This window comes from Monashia sp. HAY1-11D (assembly GCF_056868035.1).
Map to the genome: position 1 here is coordinate 1,764,498 of NZ_CP200320.1, position 21,547 is coordinate 1,786,044.

Sequence of the window (21,547 nt, forward strand, 5' to 3'; positions counted from 1 at the left end):
GATCTGACGTGAGCGACGACCTGCCTCCCATCGAGCCGCCGATCGGGCCCGACTCCGACGGGGACGACGTCACCGAGACCCCGGAGGAGAACGTCGACGCACGCGCGGTCGTCGCGCGTGAGCCCGGCCAGCACGACCGCGTCGAGCCGGTCGACCTCAACACCGAGATGCAGCGCAGCTACATCGAGTACGCGATGTCGGTCATCGTGTCCCGCGCGCTGCCGGACGTGCGCGACGGCCTGAAGCCGGTGCACCGCCGCATCGTCTACGCGATGTACGACGGCGGCTACCGGCCCGACCGGGGGTTCAACAAGTGCGCCCGCGTCGTCGGCGACGTCATGGGTCACTACCACCCGCACGGCGACTCGGCGATCTACGACGCCCTCGTCCGCCTCGTGCAGGACTGGTCGCTGCGCTACCCGCTCGTGCAGGGCCAGGGCAACTTCGGCTCGCGCGGCAACGACGGCGCGGCCGCCCCGCGGTACACCGAGTGCCGGATGGCCCCGATCGCCATGGAGATGGTCCGGGACATCGAGCAGGACACCGTCGACTTCGTCCCCAACTACGACGGCAAGACGATGCAGCCCGCGGTCCTGCCGAGCCGCTTCCCCAACCTGCTCGTCAACGGTTCCGCCGGCATCGCCGTCGGCATGGCCACCCAGATCCCCTCGCACAACCTGCGCGAGGTCGCGGCCGGCGCCCAGTACTACCTCGACCACCCCGACATCGCGCGGGAGGAGCTGCTCGAGGCCCTCCTCGGCATCATCAAGGGCCCCGACTTCCCCACCGGCTCACTCATCATGGGCCACCGCGGCATCGAGGACGCCTACCGCACGGGCCGCGGCTCGATCATCATGCGGGCGGTCGTCAACGTCGAGGAGATCCAGAACCGCCAGTGCCTCGTCGTCACCGAGCTGCCGTACCAGGTCAACCCCGACATGCTCGCGCTGAAGATCGCCGACCTCGTCAAGGACGGCAAGATCGCCGGCATCTCGGACATCCGTGACGAGACCTCGGGCCGCACCGGCCTGCGCATCGTCATCGTCCTCAAGCGCGACGCCGTCGCCAAGGTCGTGCTCAACAACCTGTACAAGCACACGCAGCTGCAGACGACCTTCGGCGCGAACATGCTGGCCCTCGTCGACGACGTGCCGCGCACGCTGCCGCTCGACGGGTTCATCCGGCACTGGGTCGACCACCAGATCGAGGTCATCGTCCGGCGCACGCGGTTCCGGCTGCGCAAGGCCGAGCAGGAGATCCACATCCTGCGTGGTCTGCTCAAGGCCCTCGACATGCTCGACGAGGTCATCGCCCTCATCCGCGGGTCGCGCACCGTCGACGTCGCGCGCGCGGGCCTCATCGAGCTGCTCGCCATCGACGAGGACCAGGCCAACGCCATCCTCAACATGCAGCTGCGCCGCCTCGCCGCCCTCGAGCGCGAGAAGCTCCAGTCCGACCACGACGAGCTGCAGGCCCTCATCGACGAGTACAACGCGATCCTCGCCTCGCCGGAGCGTCAGCGCCAGATCGTGTCGGAGGAGCTGCAGGCGATCGTCGACAAGTACGGCGACGAGCGACGCACCGAGATCATCCCCTTCGATGGGGACATGTCGATGGAGGACCTCATCCCCGAGGAGGACGTCGTCGTCACCATCACGCGCGGCGGCTACGCCAAGCGGACGCGCGTGGACCAGTACCGCGCGCAGAAGCCGGGTGGCAAGGGGGTCCGGGGCGCGTCGCTGCGCGGCGAGGACATGGTCGAGCACTTCTTCGCGACCACGTCGCACCACTGGCTGCTCTTCTTCACCAACCTCGGACGCGTCTACCGGGCCAAGGCCTACGAGCTTCCAGAGGGCGGCCGCGACAGCAAGGGCCAGCACGTCGCGAACATCCTGGCGTTCCAGCCCGGTGAGCAGATCGCGCAGGTCATGGCGCTGCGCTCGTACGACGACGCGCCCTACCTCGTGCTCGCGACGAAGGCCGGCCTGGTCAAGAAGACCCGCCTGGCCGACTACGACTCCCCGCGCTCGGGTGGCCTCATCGCCATCAACCTGCGCGACGGCGACGAGCTCGTCGGTGCCTCGCTCGTCAGCGCGGAGGACGACCTGCTCCTCGTGTCCCGCAAGGGCATGTCGGTGCGCTTCCACGCCACCGACAACCAGCTGCGTCCGATGGGTCGCTCGACCTCCGGCGTCACGGGCATGAAGTTCCGCGGCGGTGACGAGCTGCTCGCGATGGCCGTCATAGAGGACGGCACCGAGCCCGACGTCTTCGTCGTCTTCGAGAACGGCATGGCCAAGCGCACTGCCGCGTCCGAGTGGAACCCCAAGGGCCGGGCCACGCTCGGCGTCGCGGTCGCCAAGATCACCGACCGCAACGGCGACCTCGCCGGCGCTCTCACGACGACGGGTGACGACGAGCTGCTCGTGGTCTTCGAGCGCGGCAACATCGTGCGGGCGACGACGGCCGGTATCGCCCGCAAGGGCCGCAACACCCAGGGCGTCATTCTCGTCAAGCCGGGCAAGAACGACCGCGTCGTCGCCATCGCGCGCAACCCCGAGAAGGAGGAGCAGGCCGTCGTCGAGGGCGCCGAGCCCTCGACGGGTGACGGCACGACCGGCGACGGTTCGGGGACGGGCAGCGTGTCGGTCTCGGCGGCGCCCAGTGCGCCCGCTGCGGTTCCCGGGCCCGATGGCGTACCGTCGGACGAAACCTCGGGTGACGAGGGTGGTTCGTCCGATGGTGACAACGGAGGTGACGCATGAGCGCGACGAGCTCTGACGGCCCGCTCGGGGCGACGGGGTACGGCGCCGGCGACGCGTCGGTGTCGTCGGGTGCCGACTACTACGGCTCCTCGGGCTCGAGCGGGGCGTCCGGCGCGTCCGGCGCGTCGGGGGCGGCTCGCTCCGCCCGGCCGGGCGACACGTCGCTGTCCCGCGGCGCCGTCACGACGCGCACCGGTCCCCAGCCCCGCGTCGGCGGCGGCTCCGGTGCCGGGCCCGCGACGGCGGCCACGGCCGCGGTGCGCCCCACGGGCGCGGGCCGCAAGGCCAAGGGGCCCCGACGCGTCCGCCTGGCGGTGGCCCGCGTCGACCCGTGGTCGGTCATGAAGATGAGCTTCCTGCTCTCGGTGGCGCTCGGCATCGCGGGCGTCGTCCTCACGGCTGTGCTCTGGATGATCCTGTCGACGATGAACGTGTTCACCGACATCGAGGGCGTCCTCCAGTCGCTGCAGACGACCACGTCCGACCCGTTCTCGATCAAGGACTACGTCGGCTTCGGCCGCGTCGTGTCGCTCTCGATCGTCATCGGCGTCATCGACGTCATCCTCATGACGGCCATCGCCACTGTCATGGCCTTCCTCTACAACATCTGTTCCGCCCTCGTCGGCGGCGTGCAGCTGACGCTCACCGACGACTGACGCACTCACCCGTCCGGTGCTCCGCGTCCCGCGGACCGACACTGACTCCAGGACGACGGGCCCCCGCCCCCACGGGCGGGGGCCGTTTTGGAGTCAGTGCAGGGCATCCGGTAACGTTTCCCCTCGCGTCCGGTCATCAGCCCAGACGTCGGATCCCGACGGGTTCGACCGGAAGCACGAAGGTGACGACGGGCCTATAGCTCAGACGGTTAGAGCGCTTCCCTGATAAGGAAGAGGTCACAGGTTCAAGTCCTGTTAGGCCCACCATCACCGTCACCACGGAGAGGATCCCTCGAATGCTCAAGCGTCTCGCCCTCGTCGGTGGAGCCGTCGCCGGCATCGTCTTCCTGCGACGCAAGGCCAAGCAGCAGCAGGCCGAGCAGGACCTGTGGACGCAGGCCACCGACGACGTCTCGGCCCCCTCGGCCGGGCCCGTGACGACGCCGGACGCCCCGGTCTCGCACGACGAGGCCACCACGTCGTCCTGATCCTCCCTTGCTTCACCCGCCGGACGCGTCCGGCAGCCAGGGGCCATGGCGCAATTGGTAGCGCACCTGCTTTGCAAGCAGGGGGTTAGGGGTTCGAGTCCCCTTGGCTCCACCACGTTCCACCTGGGCAAACGCCCGCAGGTGTTGCCGGATGTCGCGGCACACCAGGGTCGATCCTGACAAACTGCCTGACTACGCGGCGTCGTCATCGTCATCTTCGCTCCCGCTGCTCAGTGCCGGAAAGACCGTGTCCATCACGCTGGCGCCAGCCTCGAGCACGGGGCGCAGCTCGTGCCGGTAGACCAGTTCGGTGACTGCCGTTCCCGAGTGGCCCATCAGGCGCGAGATCTCCTCGATCGCCAACCCGCGCTCGGACAGGATCGACACGAACGAGTGCCGCAACTCGTACGGCGTCCACTGCTTGGGGTCAAGCCCCGGCACCTGCGCCAGGGCGTCTCGGAACATCCGCCGCACATTGTGCGCGTCCTGCTCGGTCCCGACCCGCGAGGGGAAGACGAGGTCATGGTCCTGCCAGCGCGCGCCGGCCTGCACTGACGCCGCCGCCTGGTGCTGACGGTGACCCTTGAGCACGGCGACGACGTAGCCAGAGATCGCCAGAGTCCTCCGAGACTTCCGGGTTTTCACGTCACCTCCGACCCGGACCGACCGCCACACCTCCACGTGTGGGACCTCCCCGCCGTCCTCGGCAAGATGCACCCGGGACCAGCGCAGAGCCCGAACCTCCTCCGGGCGGAGACCGACGAGCAGCGACACCACGATGTACGCGTGCATGTGATGGCGGCGCGTCTTGTCCACCACGTCGGAGGCCTGCTGCAAGGTGAGCGATTTCGATGGACGACCGGGCCGACCCTTGGGCGCCGGGCAGAGGTCGACGACGTTGCGCTCCACCAGCCCGCGCTTCATGGCCCGCCTCACCGAACGACTCAGCACCGAGCGCACCTGCTTGAGCGTGGATGTCGACAGGTCGGCAGAGAGTGCCGCGAGCCACCGGTCCACCTCATCCGGACGCAGCTCCTTCAAGCGCCGACCGCCCAAGGACGGCTTGATGTGCAGGCGGTACTTCTCCTCGTTGCCCTCCTTGGTCTTCTCGCCGACGTTAGAACGCTCAAACTCGAGCCAGTCCTCGACGGCCTGAGCCACGGTTGCCCGGTGAGCCGCAGGCGCCAGACCCGCCTCGTGTTCCCGTACTCGCTCACGGAGAGCCCGCAGCGCCGCCGACTCACTCTTCCCCGAGCCGGTCTTGACGATGCGACGCCCGCGCCCGTCGTAACCCACGGTCTTCTCGGCGATGAACCGTTGCCGCTTCGCGTCCCAACGGAGGCCACCCTCACCACGAGAACGACGCGCCTTGTCCAGTCCTGTGGTCATGCAGCCACCCCTAGCGACGCAACGTACTCGTCGAGCGCATGGACAGGCACGAGGCGCCGGCGACCGACTTTGACCGTGCGTAACTGCCTAGAGCGGATCAACTCGTAGATCACCGACCGGCTGATCCGCAAAGCTTCGGCTGCCTCGTCCACCCGGTACAGCACGGGGGGAATCGCCACCGTCTCACTCGCTCGCTTCCTCATCACTAATCCCCTTTGTTCTCAGTGGTTTTGGTGGTGCTTCCGTGCGGCGCGGTGCTGGGCGTACTCGCGGGGGCGGCCAGCGGCGGCGTTGGCCAGGGCGGCATCACCGGCGTTCTGCCAGCCGGTGCCGAGGTACGACCAGGCGCCGACCACGAGGGTGGTCTCGTCCTCCTCGTCGGCCAGTAGCCGGCGCTCGAGGTCCGCGGTGTCGATCGGCTCCCCGGTGCGGGCGGACTCGGCCGCGAGGGCCTGCCAGCGACGGCGTACTCGGCGCAGCCTGCCGAGGGTCACGGAGTAGCGGCGTGACTTGGACGAGAAGTGGCCCCGGAAGCCGAGCATGTGGACCCACTTGCCGAGCAACGCGTACGGGTCGACGAGGTCGAAGTCGCCAGCCTGACGGGCGGCACGGGTCCGGTTCCTCGCGTGGGTGGCCAAGCGTCGGCACTCGAACCGCAGCCGCACGTAGTGGGCGTTGTCGCGGCCTTCGCCGGTCGTGTCGGAGGCGGCTTTGGTGGCGTACTTCGCGAGGTACCCGGCGACCCGCTCCACGTGCTCCGAGGTGAGGCCGGAGGGGTCGGTGTCGTCGTCGGGGCGCTGGCTGTCGCGGACCACCCGGACGTCGAGCTGTGCGCCGAACCGCAGCACCCGCTCACGCGAGCCGGGGGCCGGGCTGGGAGCGGTGAACGAGACGGCAGCGACGGCCTCCTCCACGAGCGAGGCCAGGACGTGCACAGACAGCGACTCCGGCGCGGCGGTGAACCCCTCCGGCGTCTTGGGGCCGTCGAGGCGGACGAGGCCGTGGAAGTGGATCAGGCCGCGGGACTGATACTCGCCCACCTTGGCGTACTGGATGCTGGCGTGGTCCTTGCACCGCGACTCAGCCACGCCGAGGGCGCGGGCGATCCGGCGGCGCAGGTCGATGGTGAACCGGCGCCACAACTCCGGCGCCCACCACTGCCACACGACGTGCCCTTCGTAGTCGTAGCAGTCCGCGCAGACCGGCTGCCCCATCATGGAGTCGGTCGCGTCGTGCACGGCCATGCACCCGATCGGGCGACCGTGCTCGCACACCCTCGCCTTGTCGCGGGGTCGGCACCGGACCGAGGCCTGTCCGGGCTTGGCGGCGCGGTGCACGTGCCCGAACGACGGGGCGGTGAGCGTCACGAACAGCATCGGGTTCGCCGCCACCGAGACGGGGACGGTCTTGCCTCCGACCGCACCGGCACGGAGCAGCTCGAACGTGTCGCGGGCGTACGTGCGAGAGCATGCCGGGCAGACCGAGGCCCGGCGGTTGCCGCATGGCACGAGCGTCACGCCGAGCGGCGCATGAGTGGAGGAGTACGAGGTCAGGACTTCGCCGGTCCGGGTGTCGACGGTCTGGCTCGACCCGGCCAACTGGATGGGCCGGGTGCAGTAGTTCACCGAGGCGGCGGCGTCGGCGAACGCGCCCATGGTCCGGTCCCGGAAGCGGCGCACCAGGGCAGCCGCCCCAGTGTCGGTGAGGCCGTGCAGGTCCAGCGGTGCGTCCTCCCCGAACCCGGGGAACGAGCCCGGGCCCAGAGACAGTGCGCTGTCGGTTGAGGGGCTCACGCAGCGCCACCGCCGGCAGACGCGAACGGCAGCGGTAGCAGACCCTGTTGCGCGTCCACCCGTGACGCCACACGGGTGCGGACGGGGACCCAGCCCGGCCGAGCCGGTTCGAGGTAGTGCGGGTCCCGGTTCGTGCCACCCCACCAGCCAGCGCACACGTCCGCTTCCGCGACATACGCGGCGCAGTCGGCGAGGACGGGGCAGGACCGGCACACCGAGCGCATGGACTCGGCATCCCAAGGCCCGACGTCCTCGGGCTCGGCCACCCATGGCAGGTCGGTCCGGGCGCCACACGAGCCCAGCGACTGCCACGCCACGCCACCGAGCGGCCGACGAGCCGACGCGGCAGCAGCCTCGCACCACACGGACTCCAGGGCGGCCCAGCGAGCCGACCGAGACAGCGCGGTCATGCGACCTCACCCCCACCAGCAGACGCCGACCCCGACGTCGAACCGGATGAGGCAGACGACGGACGGGGCGTGGAGCCGCGAGGCGACCGGGGCCCCCGAGGTGTTCGGGGCTTACGCGGGGCCCGGGTTGGACGGTGCAGCTGCACTGGCTCGACCCGCTCAGGCTCTGGTGCGGCGAAGTCGACGTCGGCCTTCGAGGCAGCCACGTCGGCGGGAACGGCGGCGAACGTGTCAGCGGTCGTGTCGGCGAGGTAGGCGGTGAACGCGCCGGGGTCGTTGGTGGCGGCGATGCCGTGCGCGACCCGGGACAGGTACTCCGGGTAGGTGGTGTAGTCGGCGCGCCACCGGGTCACCGGCCGTCCAGGCGCTTCAATGAGGCCCATCCCGGGCGGGAACTGACGGACCTCCTCGATCATCGACCGGTCCACGCCGTCGTGCAGCATCGTGACGGCGTCGCCGTTGTCGACCCGCAGCGTCACCCGCAGCCCGTAGTTGGACCGGTCGTCGGTGTCCACGGCCTTGGCGGACATGCGCTGGGCCAGGACGAGCAGCACGACGCCGACCTTGGCGCCCTCCTTCGTCAGCCGGCCCACGGCGCGCTCGATGCTTGGGGCGATCTTGCTCCCCGAGGCCCGGCCGGTGGCGTCGTCGTCGGTGCGGGCGGCCGCGAGCAGGCCGGGTACTCCTCGAGGACGACCAGCAGGACCGGCAGGTCCGGCCCGAAGTCGGTGATCTTGTCCAGCCCGCGCGAGGCGAGTAGGCGGATGCGGCGGTCCATCTCGGCGACGACCCCGGCCACGGCATCGGCGTGCCGGGGCAGGTCGGCGGTGCCGGTCGCGATCCACGCACGGCCCCGGCCTTGGGTGAACGGGGACAGCAGGATCCCGGACGGGTCCAGCCCGCAGACGAGCACGTCGGGGCGCGACGCAAGGGCCCCGAGCAGGCCGTAGCAGAGCGCCGACTTGCCGGAGCGGGTCGCACCCTGGACGGCCATGTGCCACGGCTCGAACACCGACGCCCGCACGTCGGTGCCGTTCTCGGTCCGGCCGAGCACGACGGCGCCGGACGGGTCCGGGACCGGCGACGAGGGGCGGGTCCCGGCGAGCACCTCTCGCATGACGAGGACGAGCTCGACGGTCGAGGGGGACAGCGCCCGGGCGGTGACCGAGCGGGCCCCGGCCATCGCCGCTACCGCCTCAGCGCGGGCCGTGACATCGGACGAGGAGCCGCCCGGGCGGGCCCGCACCGTCAGGGTAAGCACCTGCCCGGTCGCGGTCGCGGAGCAGAGCCGCGCGTCGGTCCACGACACGACCCGGGCGGTCTGCGAGACGCCGAGCACCGAGCCGCGGTCCCGTCCGAGCCACCAGCGGCGCCGGGTCGTGTCCGACTTGACAGACAGCCCGACGGCGCGGGAGACGTCGGCCCAGCGGCGGCGAGCCCAGACCACCCAGCCGAGACGGCGCAGCGGTCCCGCGCACCCCCGCTCGAACGAGCCCGGGGACAGCACGCCCCACACCGCGCCCACGACAGCCGGGGCCAGCCAGAGTCCGAGTGCGAGGGCCCAGGCGGGGAGCCCGCCGACCCGTAGGTCAGGCAGGAGCAGGACGAGCGCGGCCGCGAGCAGCAGCCATCGGATCGACCAACGCCGGTGCCGGGCCACCCACACCAGGGCAGCCCGGCCCATCCGCGCGGCGAGCATCACGCCGCGCCCTTCGCCTGACCCTGCTGGCCGGACTGGCCGGGGGCCACCATCGACTCGGCGCGGAACGACCACGAGATCCGGCCCCGACCCATCGAGGTCTCCTCGATCCACGGCAGCGCCGTCAGCCCGGTGAACTCGACCGGCGTCCACGGGAACGGCGTCTTGTTCTCCGGCGGCACGGGCTGGACCTTCGCGAAGAACTTGACCGTCACCGCGGTCTCTCGCTTGCTGGCCTCCTCGTCCGCGTCCAGGACCGTGACCGACCAGACCAGCAGACCCGTCTCCGGGTCGACCTGCTGCGGCCGCGACCCGTCCGGGCGCTTCTCCGCGTTGAAGTCGAGCACCGGCTCCACCGAGCCCTTGAGGAAGGCCCCGTTGGGGAACACGTCGCCGAACCCGACCTTGAACCGCTTCTGCATTGCCATGATTGCTCCTTATCCAGTCGTCTAGAGCAGTTGCTCCGCGACAAGTAGAGCACTCATCTAGACAAGTGGCAAGGCGATGGCGTCAGTTGGCCGGAAACCGGTACTCCAAGACGTAGCTCGGGGCCGCCTTGACGGTGTCCGTGAGTTCGACGGGCAAACCGTTGCTGTCAAAGGCGATCCGCCTCACCGTAAGGACCGGCGTCCCGGCGGGCAGACGCAGCCGGCGTCGCTCCTCTGGCGATGGCATCCGAGCAGCCACCTCCTCGGAGAACTCAGCCAGCGCGTGGCCCGCCTCCTCGATGCGCGCGTAGATGCCACCTGGGCCGGTGTCGGACTCCTCGATCAGTGTTCCCTTCGCGATCGATGCAGGGACATACGAAGACGCCAGCTCCACTGGCTGGCCATCCATCAGGTAGCGACGTCGACGAGCGATCACACGACCGCGAGCAGGTAGAGAGAGCGCTTCTCGCACGTCGCTCGAGGCAAGTTCGCTGCCGACCTCGATCTCGTCGACGGAAGGAACACCGACCCCCTCGGCTTCCGCAATGAACGCGGCCTGCCCAGCATCTCGATGCCGGCGAGCGAACCGGTCCGACGCCACACGGCGCACAACTGGACGTTCCCGCACGAAGACACCGCGACCGTGCTCGGCCACGAGGAGACCTTCGGCGCTCAACTCCCCCAACGCTTGGCGGACCGTCATGCGCGCGACGCCGAAGTGCTCCCTCAACTGGGTTTCAGAAGGGATCCTGTCGCCAGGAGCGATCCGGCCGGCGGCGATTGCTTCGCGCAGAGCCGTGGCGATCTGTTTGAAGGCAGGTGTGTCGGAGGCCTTGTCCACCTCGACGAGATTCAGCATGGCTACTCCTCCAGACGTCTGTAGTACCTACACTGTGGCAGATGAGCCCGCACAAGATGACTGAGGGCCCGCGACACTCGGTCAGCGTTGCCGCCGCAATCTTCGACGACAGCGGCGAGAACGTCTTGCTCATCAAACGGCGCGACAACGGCAACTGGGAACCGCCAGGCGGCGTGTTGGAACTCGACGAGCCGATCGAAGACGGCCTTCGACGGGAAGTCCGCGAGGAAACCGACGCCCATGTGGACGTGGGCCCCCTAACCGGCATCTACAAGAACATGGAGCGAGGCATCATCGCCCTGGTATTCCGTTGCGCGATCCGGAGCGAACCAGCCTCGTCCTCGGAGGAAGCAACGGAAATTGCATGGCGCAGCGTCGCCCAGATTCCCAACCTCTTGGCGGAAGCGTATGCAATCCGTGTGCTCGACGCCCTAGAGAGACCCGCGGCGGGCGTCCACATCCGAGCGCACGACGGCCGCCGCCTGCAGTAGGTCCTCGCCCGCTCGCATGACACCAACCATGGCATCCACTAGCGTAGGGTGCCCCCAAGCGGCCATCCAGACTTGGGGAGCACCAATTGCGCGCATTCAATAGCACACTTCGAGAACTTCTCGAGGGGTCTAAGGTGTTCGCGATCCCGCTATTTCAGCGTCGATACAGTTGGGGTCGGCCACAATGGCGTGCCCTTTGGAACAACATTCTTGAACAATATGAGTTCGAGGCCGCCGAGCAGGAGACCAACCAGCCGGCTGTGAACCACTTCATCGGCAGTTTCGTCTTGAGCCCGGCGCCTGACAGCGTGCCGCCTCGCATCTTGGTAGTGGACGGCCAGCAACGACTGATTACCACCAGCGTGCTCTTGTCAGTACTAAGGGACCTGCGGTGGGAGCGCGCCGAGGATACGTCTGTGCGACGCTGGATCGAAGATGACTTCACTAAGGCCTACCTGACGAATTCGATTCTCAAGCCCACTCCAGAAACGAAGTTCCGAGTCCTTCCGACTCAAGAAGACCGGGACGACTACGCGTCAACGGTGAGCGAAACACCGGGAAAGCCGCGCGGCCGAATTGGCGAGGCCTACCGCTTCTTTCGTCGGGAGGCACGCGGAGTGGATTCCGCGGGCGACCTCTTGGACTTGGAACGTTTGACGAACGTCATGCTGTCCAGGCTTAGCCTAGTTGAGATACGCACTGAGCGAGGCGACAACATCCACCGGGTATTCCAGACGCTGAATTCAAGTGGGATCTCCCTAAAGCAGATCGACCTACTGCGGAACCACTTCTTCATGCTCCTCCCGACCCGAGGTGAAGAGCTATATCAAGAAGTGTGGCGCGACATGGAACTCAGATTGGGAGAGAGTTCTATGGACAAGTTCTTCTGGGCCTCTCTGGTGTCGCACGACCCACGCGTCTCGCGAAAAACGGTATTCGCCACAATGCAGCGGCGGCTCGAGGACGACGGCGAACCGTCCGAGGCGGACGTTGAGGGCGTCCTGCGCAAGCTGAACGATGACAGCAGAGAGTACTTAAAGCTGACCGAGCCATCGGAAGAGGAACGTGACCTTGTCCGCTGGCGACTCGAATCGTTGGACCGTTGGGGCACTGACACCTACTACCCATTGGGCCTTCAGCTTCTAATCGCCAACGCAGAGGGACGCCTCAGCGATGAGGATTTGAGCAGCTGCCTCCTCTTCATCGAATCATTTCTAGTCCGTCGAATGCTGGTTGGCGTGCCAACAAACAATCTCAACCGAATCTTCTCTGCTCTCACCGGAACCATGCCTGGCGACGATTCAGTTGAGGACTGGCTCTATCGTTCACTGTCCGCGAAAACGAGACTTTGGCCCGATGACTCCACGGTACGCCAAGCCGTCGAATCCCGTCCGTTCGTCTACTCCGGTCAGCCAAACCAGCGACTCTTTGTTTTCGACCGCATGGAGGACTACCTGAACGCTCAGCAGGGACAGCCAGGTAACGCGGAGCCAGAGCGCGTGCGGCACGAGCTCCGCACCGTCATGCCTTTGAACGGGAGCCCCGACTGGCCGTTGCCATCTCCCCCGACGACCGACATCGCCCGGTCCGAGCGCGAGCGAGTGGTCACGACGATTGGGAACGTGGCTTTGATCGACCGACCTCTCAACACCCAAAAGTCGCCTTTCAGCGCCACTCGCGATGCTCTCAAGAAAAGTGGGCTACTTGTCAACAGAGGGATTTTCGAAAGGTCTGACTGGACTGTCGACGCCATACGGGAACGCTCGGTCCAACTTTCTGACTTAGTGATAAAGATCTGGCCAGGGCCCATCCGCACGGCTACACCAGAGGTGGAGGATAAGGGCCCGTCCGACGACATCATCCTTCTTCTCTCGGAAGACGGTTACACTACAGTTCAAGATCTAGCGGAATTTTGGTCGCGTACTGAAGGTGATGTGCGTCAGATAGTGGCCGGCTGGCCCCAAGAGTCTCGAGTGCGAGTGCTTGGCTCGCCGGGCGACAAGGCCGAAACCCTTGGCGAGCAGAGTTTCCTGACGCGTCATTTCGCTGCGGAAGACCTAGGGAGACTCGCCGAAGAGGAGGACGCCCAGAACCTCGAACAGTCTGATCTCTGACGTGCTGCAGCAACTTAGACGACGGTCCGTACAGATCTGCACCCTGATATCAGGTGTGTCCCTTGCTGTCTTCACCGCGCCGCCGGCTCCATGGTCCTTGATACTGTTTGTTACTGGCGTGATATCTGCTGCCACCGCAATACGAATTGAGGGCAGGAAGGCCGACGATAAGGAACGACTCGAGGGACGCTTGACCGCGTCCATTCAAGAGCGGGACGAAGCTAAAGGCGAGCTGGAACGCTCGCGCAGTGGCATTGAGAGGACCGTCATAGAGGCACTCAACGCCATCACCATCATGTGTGAAGGCGAGCCAAACACGCTCCGCGCCTCGGTCTACGAACACAGAGAAAACGATTGGCACCGAATCGCCCGCTACAGCGCGAGCGCCGCCTATCGTGAAAGCGGACGACAATCAATCCCGCTCGGGGAAGGTCTATTGAACCGAGCCTTCGAGCGTGCAGAGGCTGAGGCCAGCGACCTGCCAGATCGGTCCAGAGCGCCGAAGAGCTACGAGATCGACCAATGCCGCCTCGCCCTCCCCGAAGGACGCAGTGCCCAGCTGAAGATGCCGTCGAGAAGTTACGCAGTATTCCTGTGCCAAGGACCGGCGGCTGACCCCACGTCGCCAATCTTCGTTCTTTGTTTGGAAAGCACAGACCCTCAAGGCGTGCTCCGCTCACGGCTTTCGGTGGCGCTCAAGCCCTGGTGGCCCTCCCTACATCTGATATTCACTCGTCTATCTCAGCTGCGCTGACGGACATATGCCTCCTTGCAGGAGTCGTCCCTGATCGGCCATGGCGATAGACGCGAGATTCGTCTGATAAAACCGGTGCCTGACGGATCAGTCTCACCCGAGTTCGGCAGTTCGCCTAGGAAACAGTGGCAGCGGCGTGTGTCCGTAGTCCTTTCAGCGCACCGCCGACCTCCTCCCCGGCCGGAACCGAACCAGACCAAGGCGGCGGACTCGTGAGTAGGCCGTAGCCTTGAACCATGTACGTGCCGTGGGCCTGCAACGATGCAACGCGCAGGACCATGCAGGGCAACCGCGGGCGCGACACCAAGGCCGAGCTTGCCGTGCGCCGGATTGTGCACTCGGCTGGGCTGCGCTATCGCGTCAACGCCCGACCCGAGCCTGACCTGCGTCGTACGGCGGATCTGCTGTTTACTCGAGCGCACATCGCGGTGTTCATCGACGGTTGCTACTGGCACGGCTGTCCGCAGCACTTCACCAGGCCGGCGACGAACCACGCCTACTGGACCACGAAGATCCGCGGCAACCAGGCACGCGACCTGGAAACGACCTCGCTACTGCAGGCCCGCGGATGGCTAGTGTTGCGATTCTGGGAGCACGAGGCTCCAGCATCCGTCGCGGAGCGGATCGCTCAGGCCGTGCGGGAACGGCGCGAATCGGTCAACGCTTGAGCGCCGGGAGGCTGGTAGTCCAGGCCTGTGTGATGAGCTGGACAGGCGCTAGCCGGTCCGGGAACGCTCTATGCCGGGCCATGTCCGTGGTGCGGCCGAAGCGGAACTCCCATCGCCCGGTCGGCGAGAAGAGGCATGCCGCGACGACATCGAACCCGTCGACTACATAGAAGCGAGATGCAGGGTCTCCCTTGGAGGAGCGTGTCTTCTGAACCTCCACCTTGAACGCTCCACCGGCGGAGGTCTTTGGGCTGGCGTTCTTGCACTCAACCCGCAGGAACGTGCCGTCGGTCAGTACGACGTCAAAATCGTGCATAGCGTCCACATCGAGCCGCTTCACAGAGGCGATTCCAGGCGCGCCGCTCAGCTGCTGCTCCAGGTGGTACTCAGCCACGCCGCCGCGCACAGCTACGGACAGGCGGTTGCGGCCCCCGATGATGTCCAGGATCTGCTCGCTCGTTAGGGCAAACTGCTCTTCGAGCACGTGCCGGCTCGACAACTCGATGGGCTTAAGCGCTACAAGGCCAACTGCGGCGGAGTAACGCAACGCGGGATCCAGTCGCAAAGACGTCGCGCGTCGCTCGAGCCGCGCGTAATCGAGAATGTGGTCGGGCGTGAACGCGACCACGGTCTCCAGGTTCGTTGGAGAGCGCGCCGCCGAACGCCTGGTGCCGGCGCGATTCACCTTCTCCCAGACATGCCAACCAGTGCGCTTGGCCGCTTGGATAGCGGCTTCCTTTGCGTAGAACGAGATGCCCATTGGGAGCGGGTCCCACAGATTCGAGTCCAGCCCGAGCAGCACCCCAGCGTCGATGTCGACCCCGATGATCATCGTCACGTCCACGCCGGCAACGTCGCGCCCCAGCGGGTGCTCACGCTCCCAGCTCTCCTCTGAGCCGTAGCGGAGCTGGCCGCGGACCTCATCGTCAGGGCGGTTCCTGATGGTGTTGCGGGTGATCCGGAAGGGGTATACCAGCATTCCCACGCGCTCTTCCGAGTTCACCTGAACCCCGAGGTATACCGGGGCGCGTCCAGGATCGCTGGCATAGAGCACACGGCCACCGGAGGCCTCCACCGCGTGGACAAGGAAGTCCCGCAGATCCGCTCGGCCCTGCACTCTGTAGACCTCTCCAAAGGCACGACCAGCGAGCAGCTCGTCAACCACTGGTCTCCTTCCCAACCCGACATCGCACCCGACGGTGCTGGGCATGTCGGTGGATGCTGACAGACTCGCCCCGACGATACTGGTCAGACACGCCGGACCTTCCGGCGACGAGCCCGTGCAGGCATGAAGATTCGAGGTGGCAGATGGTCGAGCAGCTCCCGGTGGTGAGCCTCTTCTCCGGAGCAGGAGGGCTGGATCTAGCCGTCGAGCGGGCAGACGCAGAGCCCTTGGCGTCTGCCGACCCCGGAAGCGGACTTCTGCGTGTGTCGGTCGCCACCGACTTCAGCGAGTCGGCCCTTCAGACCCTCAAGGCCAACTTCGACGACACGAGGACACTCACCGGCGACATCCGCGAGGTGCCGACGAGGGATATCCTCGCCGCCGCCGGCCTGCGAGCCAAAGAGCCGGTCCTCGTCGTCGGCGGCCCTCCGTGCACACCGTTCAGCAAGTCCGGATTCTGGCTGGAGCAGAAGCGGGAGAGCCGCGATCCCAACGCTTCGCTCTTGGATGAGTACGTACGCGTGGTGCGCGACTCCCGGCCTGAAGCGTTCATCCTGGAGAACGTGCAGGGTTTGACCTACAAGACCCATAAGGAGCAGTTCGAGCGACTGCTCAAGGGTCTCGGTGACCTGGGCTACAACCCGCAATGGAAGGTTCTGCTCGCCGCTGATTACGGCGTCCCGCAGCTTCGCCGCCGCGTCTTCGTCGTCGGACGGCGTGACGGCGAGAGGTACGAGTTTCCTGAGCCAACCCACTCCGGCTGGAGCGAGCACACGCGCACCTTCGACACCAGCAAGCTCCCGCATGTCACCGCCTCGCAAGCGTTCCAGGGTCTTCCCAAGCTCGTTCAGGCTTCCGCAGATGAGATCGTGGACGGGAACTACGGCCAGCTCGCGGCGGAGATCCCGCCCGGCCAGAACTACCTCTGGCACACCGACCGGTACGGCGGGCGCAACCACTTCGAGTGGCGTAGCCGCTACTGGACCTTCCTGCTCCGACTGGATCCGAACCGGCCCTCCACTACTCTGCAGGCGCAGCCCGGACCGTGGGTTGGCCCGTTCCACTGGGAGAACGTGCCCACTGGCTCCGGTGAGGAGCGTGCCCGGCGGCTCCGCGTCAAGGAGATGCTGCGCCTTATGTCGTTCCCGGACGACTTCAAGATCGAGGGGACGCGTGCCGACGTGCAACGCCAGCTCGGCAATGCCGTCCCGCTGGAACTCGGCAAAGCCGTGGTTCGCGCGCTCATGACCCAGCTGGGCTATCTCCAGAACAGTTCGGCATCGCAACTGCGCGCGCTCGGCTGACCGAACGCACAAGCGCCGACCCGCCCAGGATCCGGTCACGAAAGCATTCGTTGAGACCACGCTTCCTGCGCTTTGCGGATAGCGCCACACCGCGCAGCTAGACCCCGAGATGCTCATGCTCCGGTACGAGCAATGCCCGACCGCGCGACTGGCCTCGCAATCGGTGGTGAGGTTGGCGCTCAAATGAGTTGATAGGTCGTGAGGAGTTTCTGTACTGGCTTAAACGCGCCTCCGGCGCGGAAGAGCGCGGGGCCCCGCGATGGGGACCCCGCGCTCCGGCGCTGGCGCGCCTACGCGCACCCCACCGCACCCCGCGCCCAAGTGCGATGTCGGCACAGACCCATACGCTGCGCCCATGCCATGGACCGAACTCATCATCGCCGGTGTGGGACTAGTCGGCGTCTCACTCGGCGGGCTCATCACTCGATGGAACGCGGCAGCCGACCGCAACGCCAGGGCGACGACTGAAGCTGCGGCCTCGGAACGCAAGAACGAGCAGGAAGCGATCCTCGAACTTCTGGCGGCGGTCCGCCTTCTTGCCCACAGGGCCAACGGCTTTCGTATGACCGTGAAGCTCATCCAGTCGCAGGGAGCAAAGTGGCAAAGACGTCGGGGACACATGGTTCCACTCGACGTAGATGCCGCATTCGACCGCCTTGTGGGCGCTGACCAGGCACTTGCTCGAGCTTCTGGCAAGGTCTGGCTGACCGGGGACCCGAAGACGGTTCAACTGACAAATGCCCTGGCTCTCGCCGCCGCCAACGTGTTCGACGCCCACACCGATGAGCCCTTGCGCGGCATCCGTAAGGTCGGTCGCACGCTTCAGATGCAGTTCACCACGAAGCTGCCCGGCCAGGAGACGCGCATCAACCAAGCGAATTCGGCCCTGGGCAGCGCCAGTAGGGCCCTCACGGCCTACGCACGTCAGAAGTACGGCCTGGAATACGTCGACCTCACGGACGCCGGGGAGCCCGTCGACGACGCGAACGAGTAGCCGTCTGCTCCGCCACCGACCCGACGCTCCACTGTCCGCGCGCCTCCGGACCGCATCAAGGGCGCTACGCGTCGCTACGCGATGGCCTCCGGCCACCCCTGACCCGGCCACTCCGGCGCGCTGTCCTGCTCCGCTATGGGTTCGGTGGCTCTCCCTACCCGCCTGACAACCTGCCTGACGACGCCCGGTGATGAACGCTGCCAACCACAGACACCAGTGGACCGTCGCCACCTTGCGCACGACCCGACGGAGCCGCCCGAATGGCCTTTGCAAGCAGGGGGTTAGGGGTTCGAGTCCCCTTGGCTCCACCACAGGGCGCAGGCCCTCCCGATGTGGGGACGCGGCTCCTTCACCTCCGTAGCCGAGGGCGGTGCCGTGACCCGCTTCGCTCGAACGGTCGGGCGAGGGCTCGCGTCAGCCGTCGTGCGCCCGGCGGATGATGGTCGTCGCGGTGTCGGTGAGGCTGGCTCCTTCGGTTCGGGCGAGCTCGAGCAGCATCGTGTAGGCCTGCTCGACGGTCACCGTGTTCTGGTGGGCCAGGACCCCCTTGGCCTGTTCGATGACGGTGCGTCCGGCCAGGGCGGCTTCGGTCAGGGCGGTGACCTCGGCCATGCCGAGGTCGTGCGGGGTGATGAGCACGAGGGTCGCGATGTCTGCGAACGCCTGTCCGAGCGTGGCGTCATCGCTGGTGAGGCTCGCCTTGTGGTGGAAGATGTTGATGGCCCCGACCGCCAGCCCGTGCCAGCGCAGCGGGTGGGCTTGGACGGCACGGTAGCCGGCCGCGTGGATCCTGGCCGCGAGGTCGGGCCAGCGGTCGGCGAGGTCCGAGCCGTCATCCTGCAGCACCGCCGCATTGCCCGTCAGGGCCTCGGCGCACGGGCCGTGTCGTTCCTGCGCCTGGTACAGCTCGAGGTCCAGGGCGTGGTGGGAGGTGGCTGCCAGGACGTCGAGGCCGCCCGACGGGGTGGACACGAGCATGCCGACAGCGGCGGCGCCCATGGCTTCTTGGACGTCGCCCAGCAGGGTGGTGATCACGTCCAGCACGTCGTGCCGGGACACGAGCGCCGAGGTGGCCCGCGCCAGGGCTTCGATCGGGGTGAGTGTCATGGCTGGTCGGTCCCGTCGCTGGTCTGGGTGGTGTCCGGTGGCGCCGCGCCTCGCCTGGTGGGGTCGGTGTCCGGGTCCGGCGCGCTGAAGTCGAGGTCCCTGGCGACGACCGAGGCGGCGACACGGGCCAGCGGCCAGCTGTGGGCGAACGCGTGTGCCCGCAACAGGGCCAACGCCTCGTCCGGGCTGATCCGCAGCTGGGAGACGACCATGCCGGTGGCCTGGTGGATCTGCGCGCGGCTGGCCCAGGGCCCGCTGAGGTCGGTGGCCAGCGCGTCGGGATCCTTGAGGATCGCCACGCCGATCGCATCGGCGAGAAACTGTGCAGTGTCCTCCTCGAGCCGAGGCATGGAGTCGGCCGGCTGGTGACAGGTCAGCACACCGAGGACGTCGCCGTCCGGGTGGACCGGGATGGCGGTGATCGACAGGGCGCCGAAGGCCTCGCGGACGGCTTCATCCAGTTGGGCCCACCGCGCGTCCACCGATTCTCCCCGGTCCCCGATGATCGCGCGGATCTGGCGACCGGTGCGGTATGCCGTCGGGCCGGGCCCCTGCCCGAGGACGTCCTGCAGGTCCTCGAGTCGGGCCGCCTCGTCGTCGGTGGAGCACAACGTCACTCGATGCGGCGCCGTGTACGCGATGGTGAGGGAGGCACCGCGCGCTCCCAGGATGGACACGGCGGCACGACAGAGTTGTTCAGGAAGCGACGCGTGTCTCTGCTGGACGGCGACCGCCTTCGCCAGCTCCGTCAGCACCGAGGCCTTGTCCCTCATGCCGTCTCCACGTTCCCGCGCGCCTCGCTGTCCCGGGTCACGGTCGACGCCTGGCGACGGTGACGTCGAGAACACCGGTGTCGATGACGTCCTCCGCGACGTCCGCAACCTTCCGGTTGCTGTTCTGGCTCGCGATGCGGAGCAGATCGAGCGCCTGCTTGTCGGTCACCTTGTGCCGTGCCATGAGGATGCCCATCGCCATGCCGATACGGCCGTGGGTGCGCAGGCCGCGCTCGAGGTCCTCAGCGCGGCGTCGGTTCAGCGCCGCCGAGGCGGCTTGGGCGCCGTGCGTGGCCAGGAGCATGCCGATCACTGTGTCACGGTCAGTGAACGAGTCGGGCCGCTCGGCATACAGGTTCAAACCGGCTACGACACCCTCGGTCTGGAGCCGCATGCGGTAGGACAGCATGCTGCGCAGACCGAGCTTCCTGGGCCAGCCTCTTGCCGTACTCCGGCCACCGGTCGTCGGTCCGCAGGTCGCGCGGGCGGTAGGCCGTCTCCTCGACGATCGCGTCGATGCAGGGCCCGGAGCCGAGCTCGTACTGGATCGCGTCCGCACGTCGGATGCGATCGTCGGTGGCGGCCGCAGTCGCGAAACGTTCCCGCCGCATGATCGTGATGCTGGCGCCGACCGCGTCGCTCACCCGCTCGATCGCGACCTGCGTGATCGCCTCGAACGGCGCCCGATCGCCGTCCCTGCTCAACCGGACGCCCAGCTCGTCGAACGAGACCGCCAGCCGCCGAAGGTCTTCGAGGGTACTCGGCATCGGGGACCGACCCTCCGACGAAGCCTCCCGCGCCCGCGCGGTCGGACCGACCCCCCCGTCAGCCCGAGAGACGACACGTCGAGGGCACCCGACGACCCCGTTCCGCGCCGGTCGGCCGGGGTGCCATCGCGACCCTGGTCACGTCCCGTACCCGGCGCCGTGGGCGAGCCACCGTGCGAAGGACGGCTCTCACGACTCATGACTGGCCTCTCGTCGGAGGATCCCCGGGCGTCACCACGGCCGGCTGCCGGGTTCCACACCCGACTCCAGTATGGACCTCCTCACGGTCCGTGCACCGAGGCGCACGGACCCGGGTACACGCCGGCCCGCACGCGCTTGGCCCTGCCCCCCTTGCCGCCGGTCACGGAGGGGTTGCCCCGGAGCAACCGGCGGGCCATCCCTCACCCTGCGGCTTCTCGAGCGTCGGCAACGTCCCGGTCTCGATCACCTCGGCGGCGACCAGGAAAAGCTTGCGGTTCTGGTGCTGACTGACCGTGCGCAGCATCCCGAAGGCGTCGTCGCGGGCCAGCCTCTCCGTGGCCATGATGATCCCGATCGCGACACCGATGTCTCGGCTGTGCTCCAACGCAAGCTCGACGTTGTCCACCTTGTCCTGCAACGCGCCGACCTGCTCGGCGAGCCGGTCCGCATCGTCCTGCTGCCTGATCCTCCCCAACAGGCCTCCCGGCCCTCCCATCGGTCCCCTCCGGATGTGATCGACGCCGTGCGGCGGGTTCCTGACCTACTCCGCCATTATGGACCGCTTCCCGCGGCCACCGGCGAACCGCGCAGACAGGGAAACGACGCCGTGACGTGCCAGGTCAGCGGAACGCGAGGGCCACGGCGTCGAGCCGCAGCCGGACGCCGCCGCGCTGGCGTCCGCATCCACCGGCGTCGGATCGCGTCGTCGGCGAAGGCCGCGT

Annotated in this window: 23 protein-coding genes and 2 tRNA genes; 11 read left to right on the forward strand and 14 right to left on the reverse strand. The window is 67.5% G+C overall.

All coding sequences use genetic code 11. The annotated features are described in order from the left end of the window. The first annotated feature begins 8 nt into the window (after nt 1-8). From gyrA to AC1VM9_RS08080, 5 genes are all read left to right on the forward strand, one after another. Nucleotides 9-2,765, forward strand: a complete 2,757-nt coding sequence (gene gyrA, locus AC1VM9_RS08060) for a DNA gyrase subunit A (protein ID WP_483122246.1) — start codon at nt 9-11, stop codon at nt 2,763-2,765. Then, entirely contained in the window at nt 2,762-3,421 is a 660-nt protein-coding gene (locus tag AC1VM9_RS08065) for a DUF3566 domain-containing protein (RefSeq protein ID WP_483122248.1), read from the forward strand. Before gyrA ends, AC1VM9_RS08065 begins: the two co-directional genes overlap by 4 nt. A 190-nt stretch (nt 3,422-3,611) precedes the next feature. Beyond that, nucleotides 3,612-3,688 (forward strand) — tRNA-Ile (locus tag AC1VM9_RS08070). Nucleotides 3,689-3,717: 29 nt separating this feature from the next. Beyond that, nucleotides 3,718-3,909 carry a DLW-39 family protein gene (locus AC1VM9_RS08075; RefSeq protein ID WP_481343083.1) on the forward strand — a complete coding sequence of 64 codons (192 nt, stop codon included), beginning with the start codon at nt 3,718-3,720 and terminating at the stop codon, nt 3,907-3,909. A 39-nt stretch (nt 3,910-3,948) separates the two neighbouring features. Next, nucleotides 3,949-4,024: transfer RNA gene (locus tag AC1VM9_RS08080), tRNA-Ala, on the forward strand. Nucleotides 4,025-4,101: 77 nt separating this feature from the next. Here AC1VM9_RS08080 and AC1VM9_RS08085 read toward each other — a convergent pair. From AC1VM9_RS08085 to AC1VM9_RS08120, 8 genes are all read right to left on the reverse strand, one after another. Further along, nucleotides 4,102-5,298, reverse strand: a complete 1,197-nt coding sequence (locus AC1VM9_RS08085) for a site-specific integrase (RefSeq protein WP_483122250.1) — start codon at nt 5,296-5,298, stop codon at nt 4,102-4,104. Beyond that, a complete protein-coding gene (locus tag AC1VM9_RS08090) occupies nt 5,295-5,501 on the reverse strand; it encodes a helix-turn-helix domain-containing protein (RefSeq protein WP_483122252.1) in 207 nt (68 codons plus the stop codon). Before AC1VM9_RS08090 ends, AC1VM9_RS08085 begins: the two co-directional genes overlap by 4 nt. An 18-nt stretch (nt 5,502-5,519) precedes the next feature. Next, nucleotides 5,520-7,091: a replication initiator gene (locus AC1VM9_RS08095; RefSeq protein WP_483122254.1), complete on the reverse strand. Its 1,572-nt coding sequence runs from the start codon at nt 7,089-7,091 to the stop codon at nt 5,520-5,522. Next, entirely contained in the window at nt 7,088-7,501 is a 414-nt protein-coding gene (locus AC1VM9_RS08100) for a WhiB family transcriptional regulator (protein WP_483122255.1), read from the reverse strand. Before AC1VM9_RS08100 ends, AC1VM9_RS08095 begins: the two co-directional genes overlap by 4 nt. Beyond that, nucleotides 7,498-8,094 (reverse strand): hypothetical protein, encoded by a 597-nt coding sequence (locus AC1VM9_RS08105; protein WP_483122257.1) that lies wholly within the window; start codon nt 8,092-8,094, stop codon nt 7,498-7,500. The genes AC1VM9_RS08100 and AC1VM9_RS08105 overlap by 4 nt, the downstream gene beginning before the upstream one ends. After that, nucleotides 8,082-9,200: an FtsK/SpoIIIE domain-containing protein gene (locus AC1VM9_RS08110; RefSeq protein ID WP_483123980.1), complete on the reverse strand. Its 1,119-nt coding sequence runs from the start codon at nt 9,198-9,200 to the stop codon at nt 8,082-8,084. Before AC1VM9_RS08110 ends, AC1VM9_RS08105 begins: the two co-directional genes overlap by 13 nt. Next, nucleotides 9,200-9,628, reverse strand: a complete 429-nt coding sequence (locus AC1VM9_RS08115; RefSeq protein WP_483122258.1) for a plasmid replication, integration and excision activator — start codon at nt 9,626-9,628, stop codon at nt 9,200-9,202. The genes AC1VM9_RS08110 and AC1VM9_RS08115 overlap by 1 nt, the downstream gene beginning before the upstream one ends. Nucleotides 9,629-9,710: 82 nt before the next feature. Further along, nucleotides 9,711-10,487: a GntR family transcriptional regulator gene (locus AC1VM9_RS08120; protein ID WP_483122260.1), complete on the reverse strand. Its 777-nt coding sequence runs from the start codon at nt 10,485-10,487 to the stop codon at nt 9,711-9,713. A gap of 41 nt (nt 10,488-10,528) precedes the next feature. Between AC1VM9_RS08120 and AC1VM9_RS08125 the strand changes: the two genes are divergently transcribed. From AC1VM9_RS08125 to AC1VM9_RS08140, 4 genes are all read left to right on the forward strand, one after another. Then, complete coding sequence (locus AC1VM9_RS08125; protein ID WP_483122262.1) at nt 10,529-10,978, forward strand: NUDIX hydrolase; 450 nt, start codon at nt 10,529-10,531, stop codon at nt 10,976-10,978. An 86-nt stretch (nt 10,979-11,064) separates the two neighbouring features. After that, nucleotides 11,065-13,092 (forward strand): DUF262 domain-containing protein, encoded by a 2,028-nt coding sequence (locus AC1VM9_RS08130; protein WP_483122263.1) that lies wholly within the window; start codon nt 11,065-11,067, stop codon nt 13,090-13,092. A 118-nt stretch (nt 13,093-13,210) separates the two neighbouring features. Further along, a complete protein-coding gene (locus AC1VM9_RS08135) occupies nt 13,211-13,846 on the forward strand; it encodes a hypothetical protein (RefSeq protein WP_483122265.1) in 636 nt (211 codons plus the stop codon). Nucleotides 13,847-14,082: 236 nt separating this feature from the next. After that, nucleotides 14,083-14,514: a very short patch repair endonuclease gene (locus AC1VM9_RS08140; RefSeq protein ID WP_483122266.1), complete on the forward strand. Its 432-nt coding sequence runs from the start codon at nt 14,083-14,085 to the stop codon at nt 14,512-14,514. On the opposite strand, the gene AC1VM9_RS08145 is transcribed toward AC1VM9_RS08140, so the two are convergent. Continuing rightward, nucleotides 14,504-15,724 (reverse strand): hypothetical protein, encoded by a 1,221-nt coding sequence (locus tag AC1VM9_RS08145; RefSeq protein WP_483122267.1) that lies wholly within the window; start codon nt 15,722-15,724, stop codon nt 14,504-14,506. The two genes, AC1VM9_RS08140 and AC1VM9_RS08145, sit on opposite strands and share 11 nt — an antisense overlap. Before the next feature lie 98 nt (nt 15,725-15,822). On the opposite strand from AC1VM9_RS08145, the gene AC1VM9_RS08150 reads away from it, so the two are divergent. Together AC1VM9_RS08150 and AC1VM9_RS08155 are read left to right on the forward strand one after the other, a co-directional pair. Beyond that, nucleotides 15,823-16,983, forward strand: a complete 1,161-nt coding sequence (locus tag AC1VM9_RS08150; RefSeq protein WP_483122269.1) for a DNA cytosine methyltransferase — start codon at nt 15,823-15,825, stop codon at nt 16,981-16,983. Between the two features lie 355 nt (nt 16,984-17,338). Continuing rightward, nucleotides 17,339-17,977 (forward strand): hypothetical protein, encoded by a 639-nt coding sequence (locus tag AC1VM9_RS08155; RefSeq protein WP_483122270.1) that lies wholly within the window; start codon nt 17,339-17,341, stop codon nt 17,975-17,977. Between the two features lie 414 nt (nt 17,978-18,391). Here the strand turns inward: AC1VM9_RS08155 and AC1VM9_RS08160 are convergent, their stop codons facing one another. The 5 genes from AC1VM9_RS08160 to AC1VM9_RS08180 form a co-directional block, all read right to left on the reverse strand. Beyond that, nucleotides 18,392-19,084 carry a GAF and ANTAR domain-containing protein gene (locus AC1VM9_RS08160; protein ID WP_481342281.1) on the reverse strand — a complete coding sequence of 231 codons (693 nt, stop codon included), beginning with the start codon at nt 19,082-19,084 and terminating at the stop codon, nt 18,392-18,394. After that, on the reverse strand, nt 19,081-19,857 hold the full coding sequence (locus AC1VM9_RS08165) for a GAF and ANTAR domain-containing protein (protein ID WP_483122272.1): 777 nt from the start codon (nt 19,855-19,857) through the stop codon (nt 19,081-19,083). The genes AC1VM9_RS08160 and AC1VM9_RS08165 overlap by 4 nt, the downstream gene beginning before the upstream one ends. Nucleotides 19,858-19,894: 37 nt before the next feature. Continuing rightward, nucleotides 19,895-20,161 (reverse strand): ANTAR domain-containing protein, encoded by a 267-nt coding sequence (locus tag AC1VM9_RS08170; protein ID WP_483122273.1) that lies wholly within the window; start codon nt 20,159-20,161, stop codon nt 19,895-19,897. Between the two features lie 19 nt (nt 20,162-20,180). Then, nucleotides 20,181-20,624 (reverse strand): hypothetical protein, encoded by a 444-nt coding sequence (locus AC1VM9_RS08175; protein WP_483122275.1) that lies wholly within the window; start codon nt 20,622-20,624, stop codon nt 20,181-20,183. A 361-nt stretch (nt 20,625-20,985) separates the two neighbouring features. Further along, nucleotides 20,986-21,300 carry an ANTAR domain-containing protein gene (locus tag AC1VM9_RS08180; protein ID WP_483122277.1) on the reverse strand — a complete coding sequence of 105 codons (315 nt, stop codon included), beginning with the start codon at nt 21,298-21,300 and terminating at the stop codon, nt 20,986-20,988. Nucleotides 21,301-21,547 lie beyond the last annotated feature (247 nt).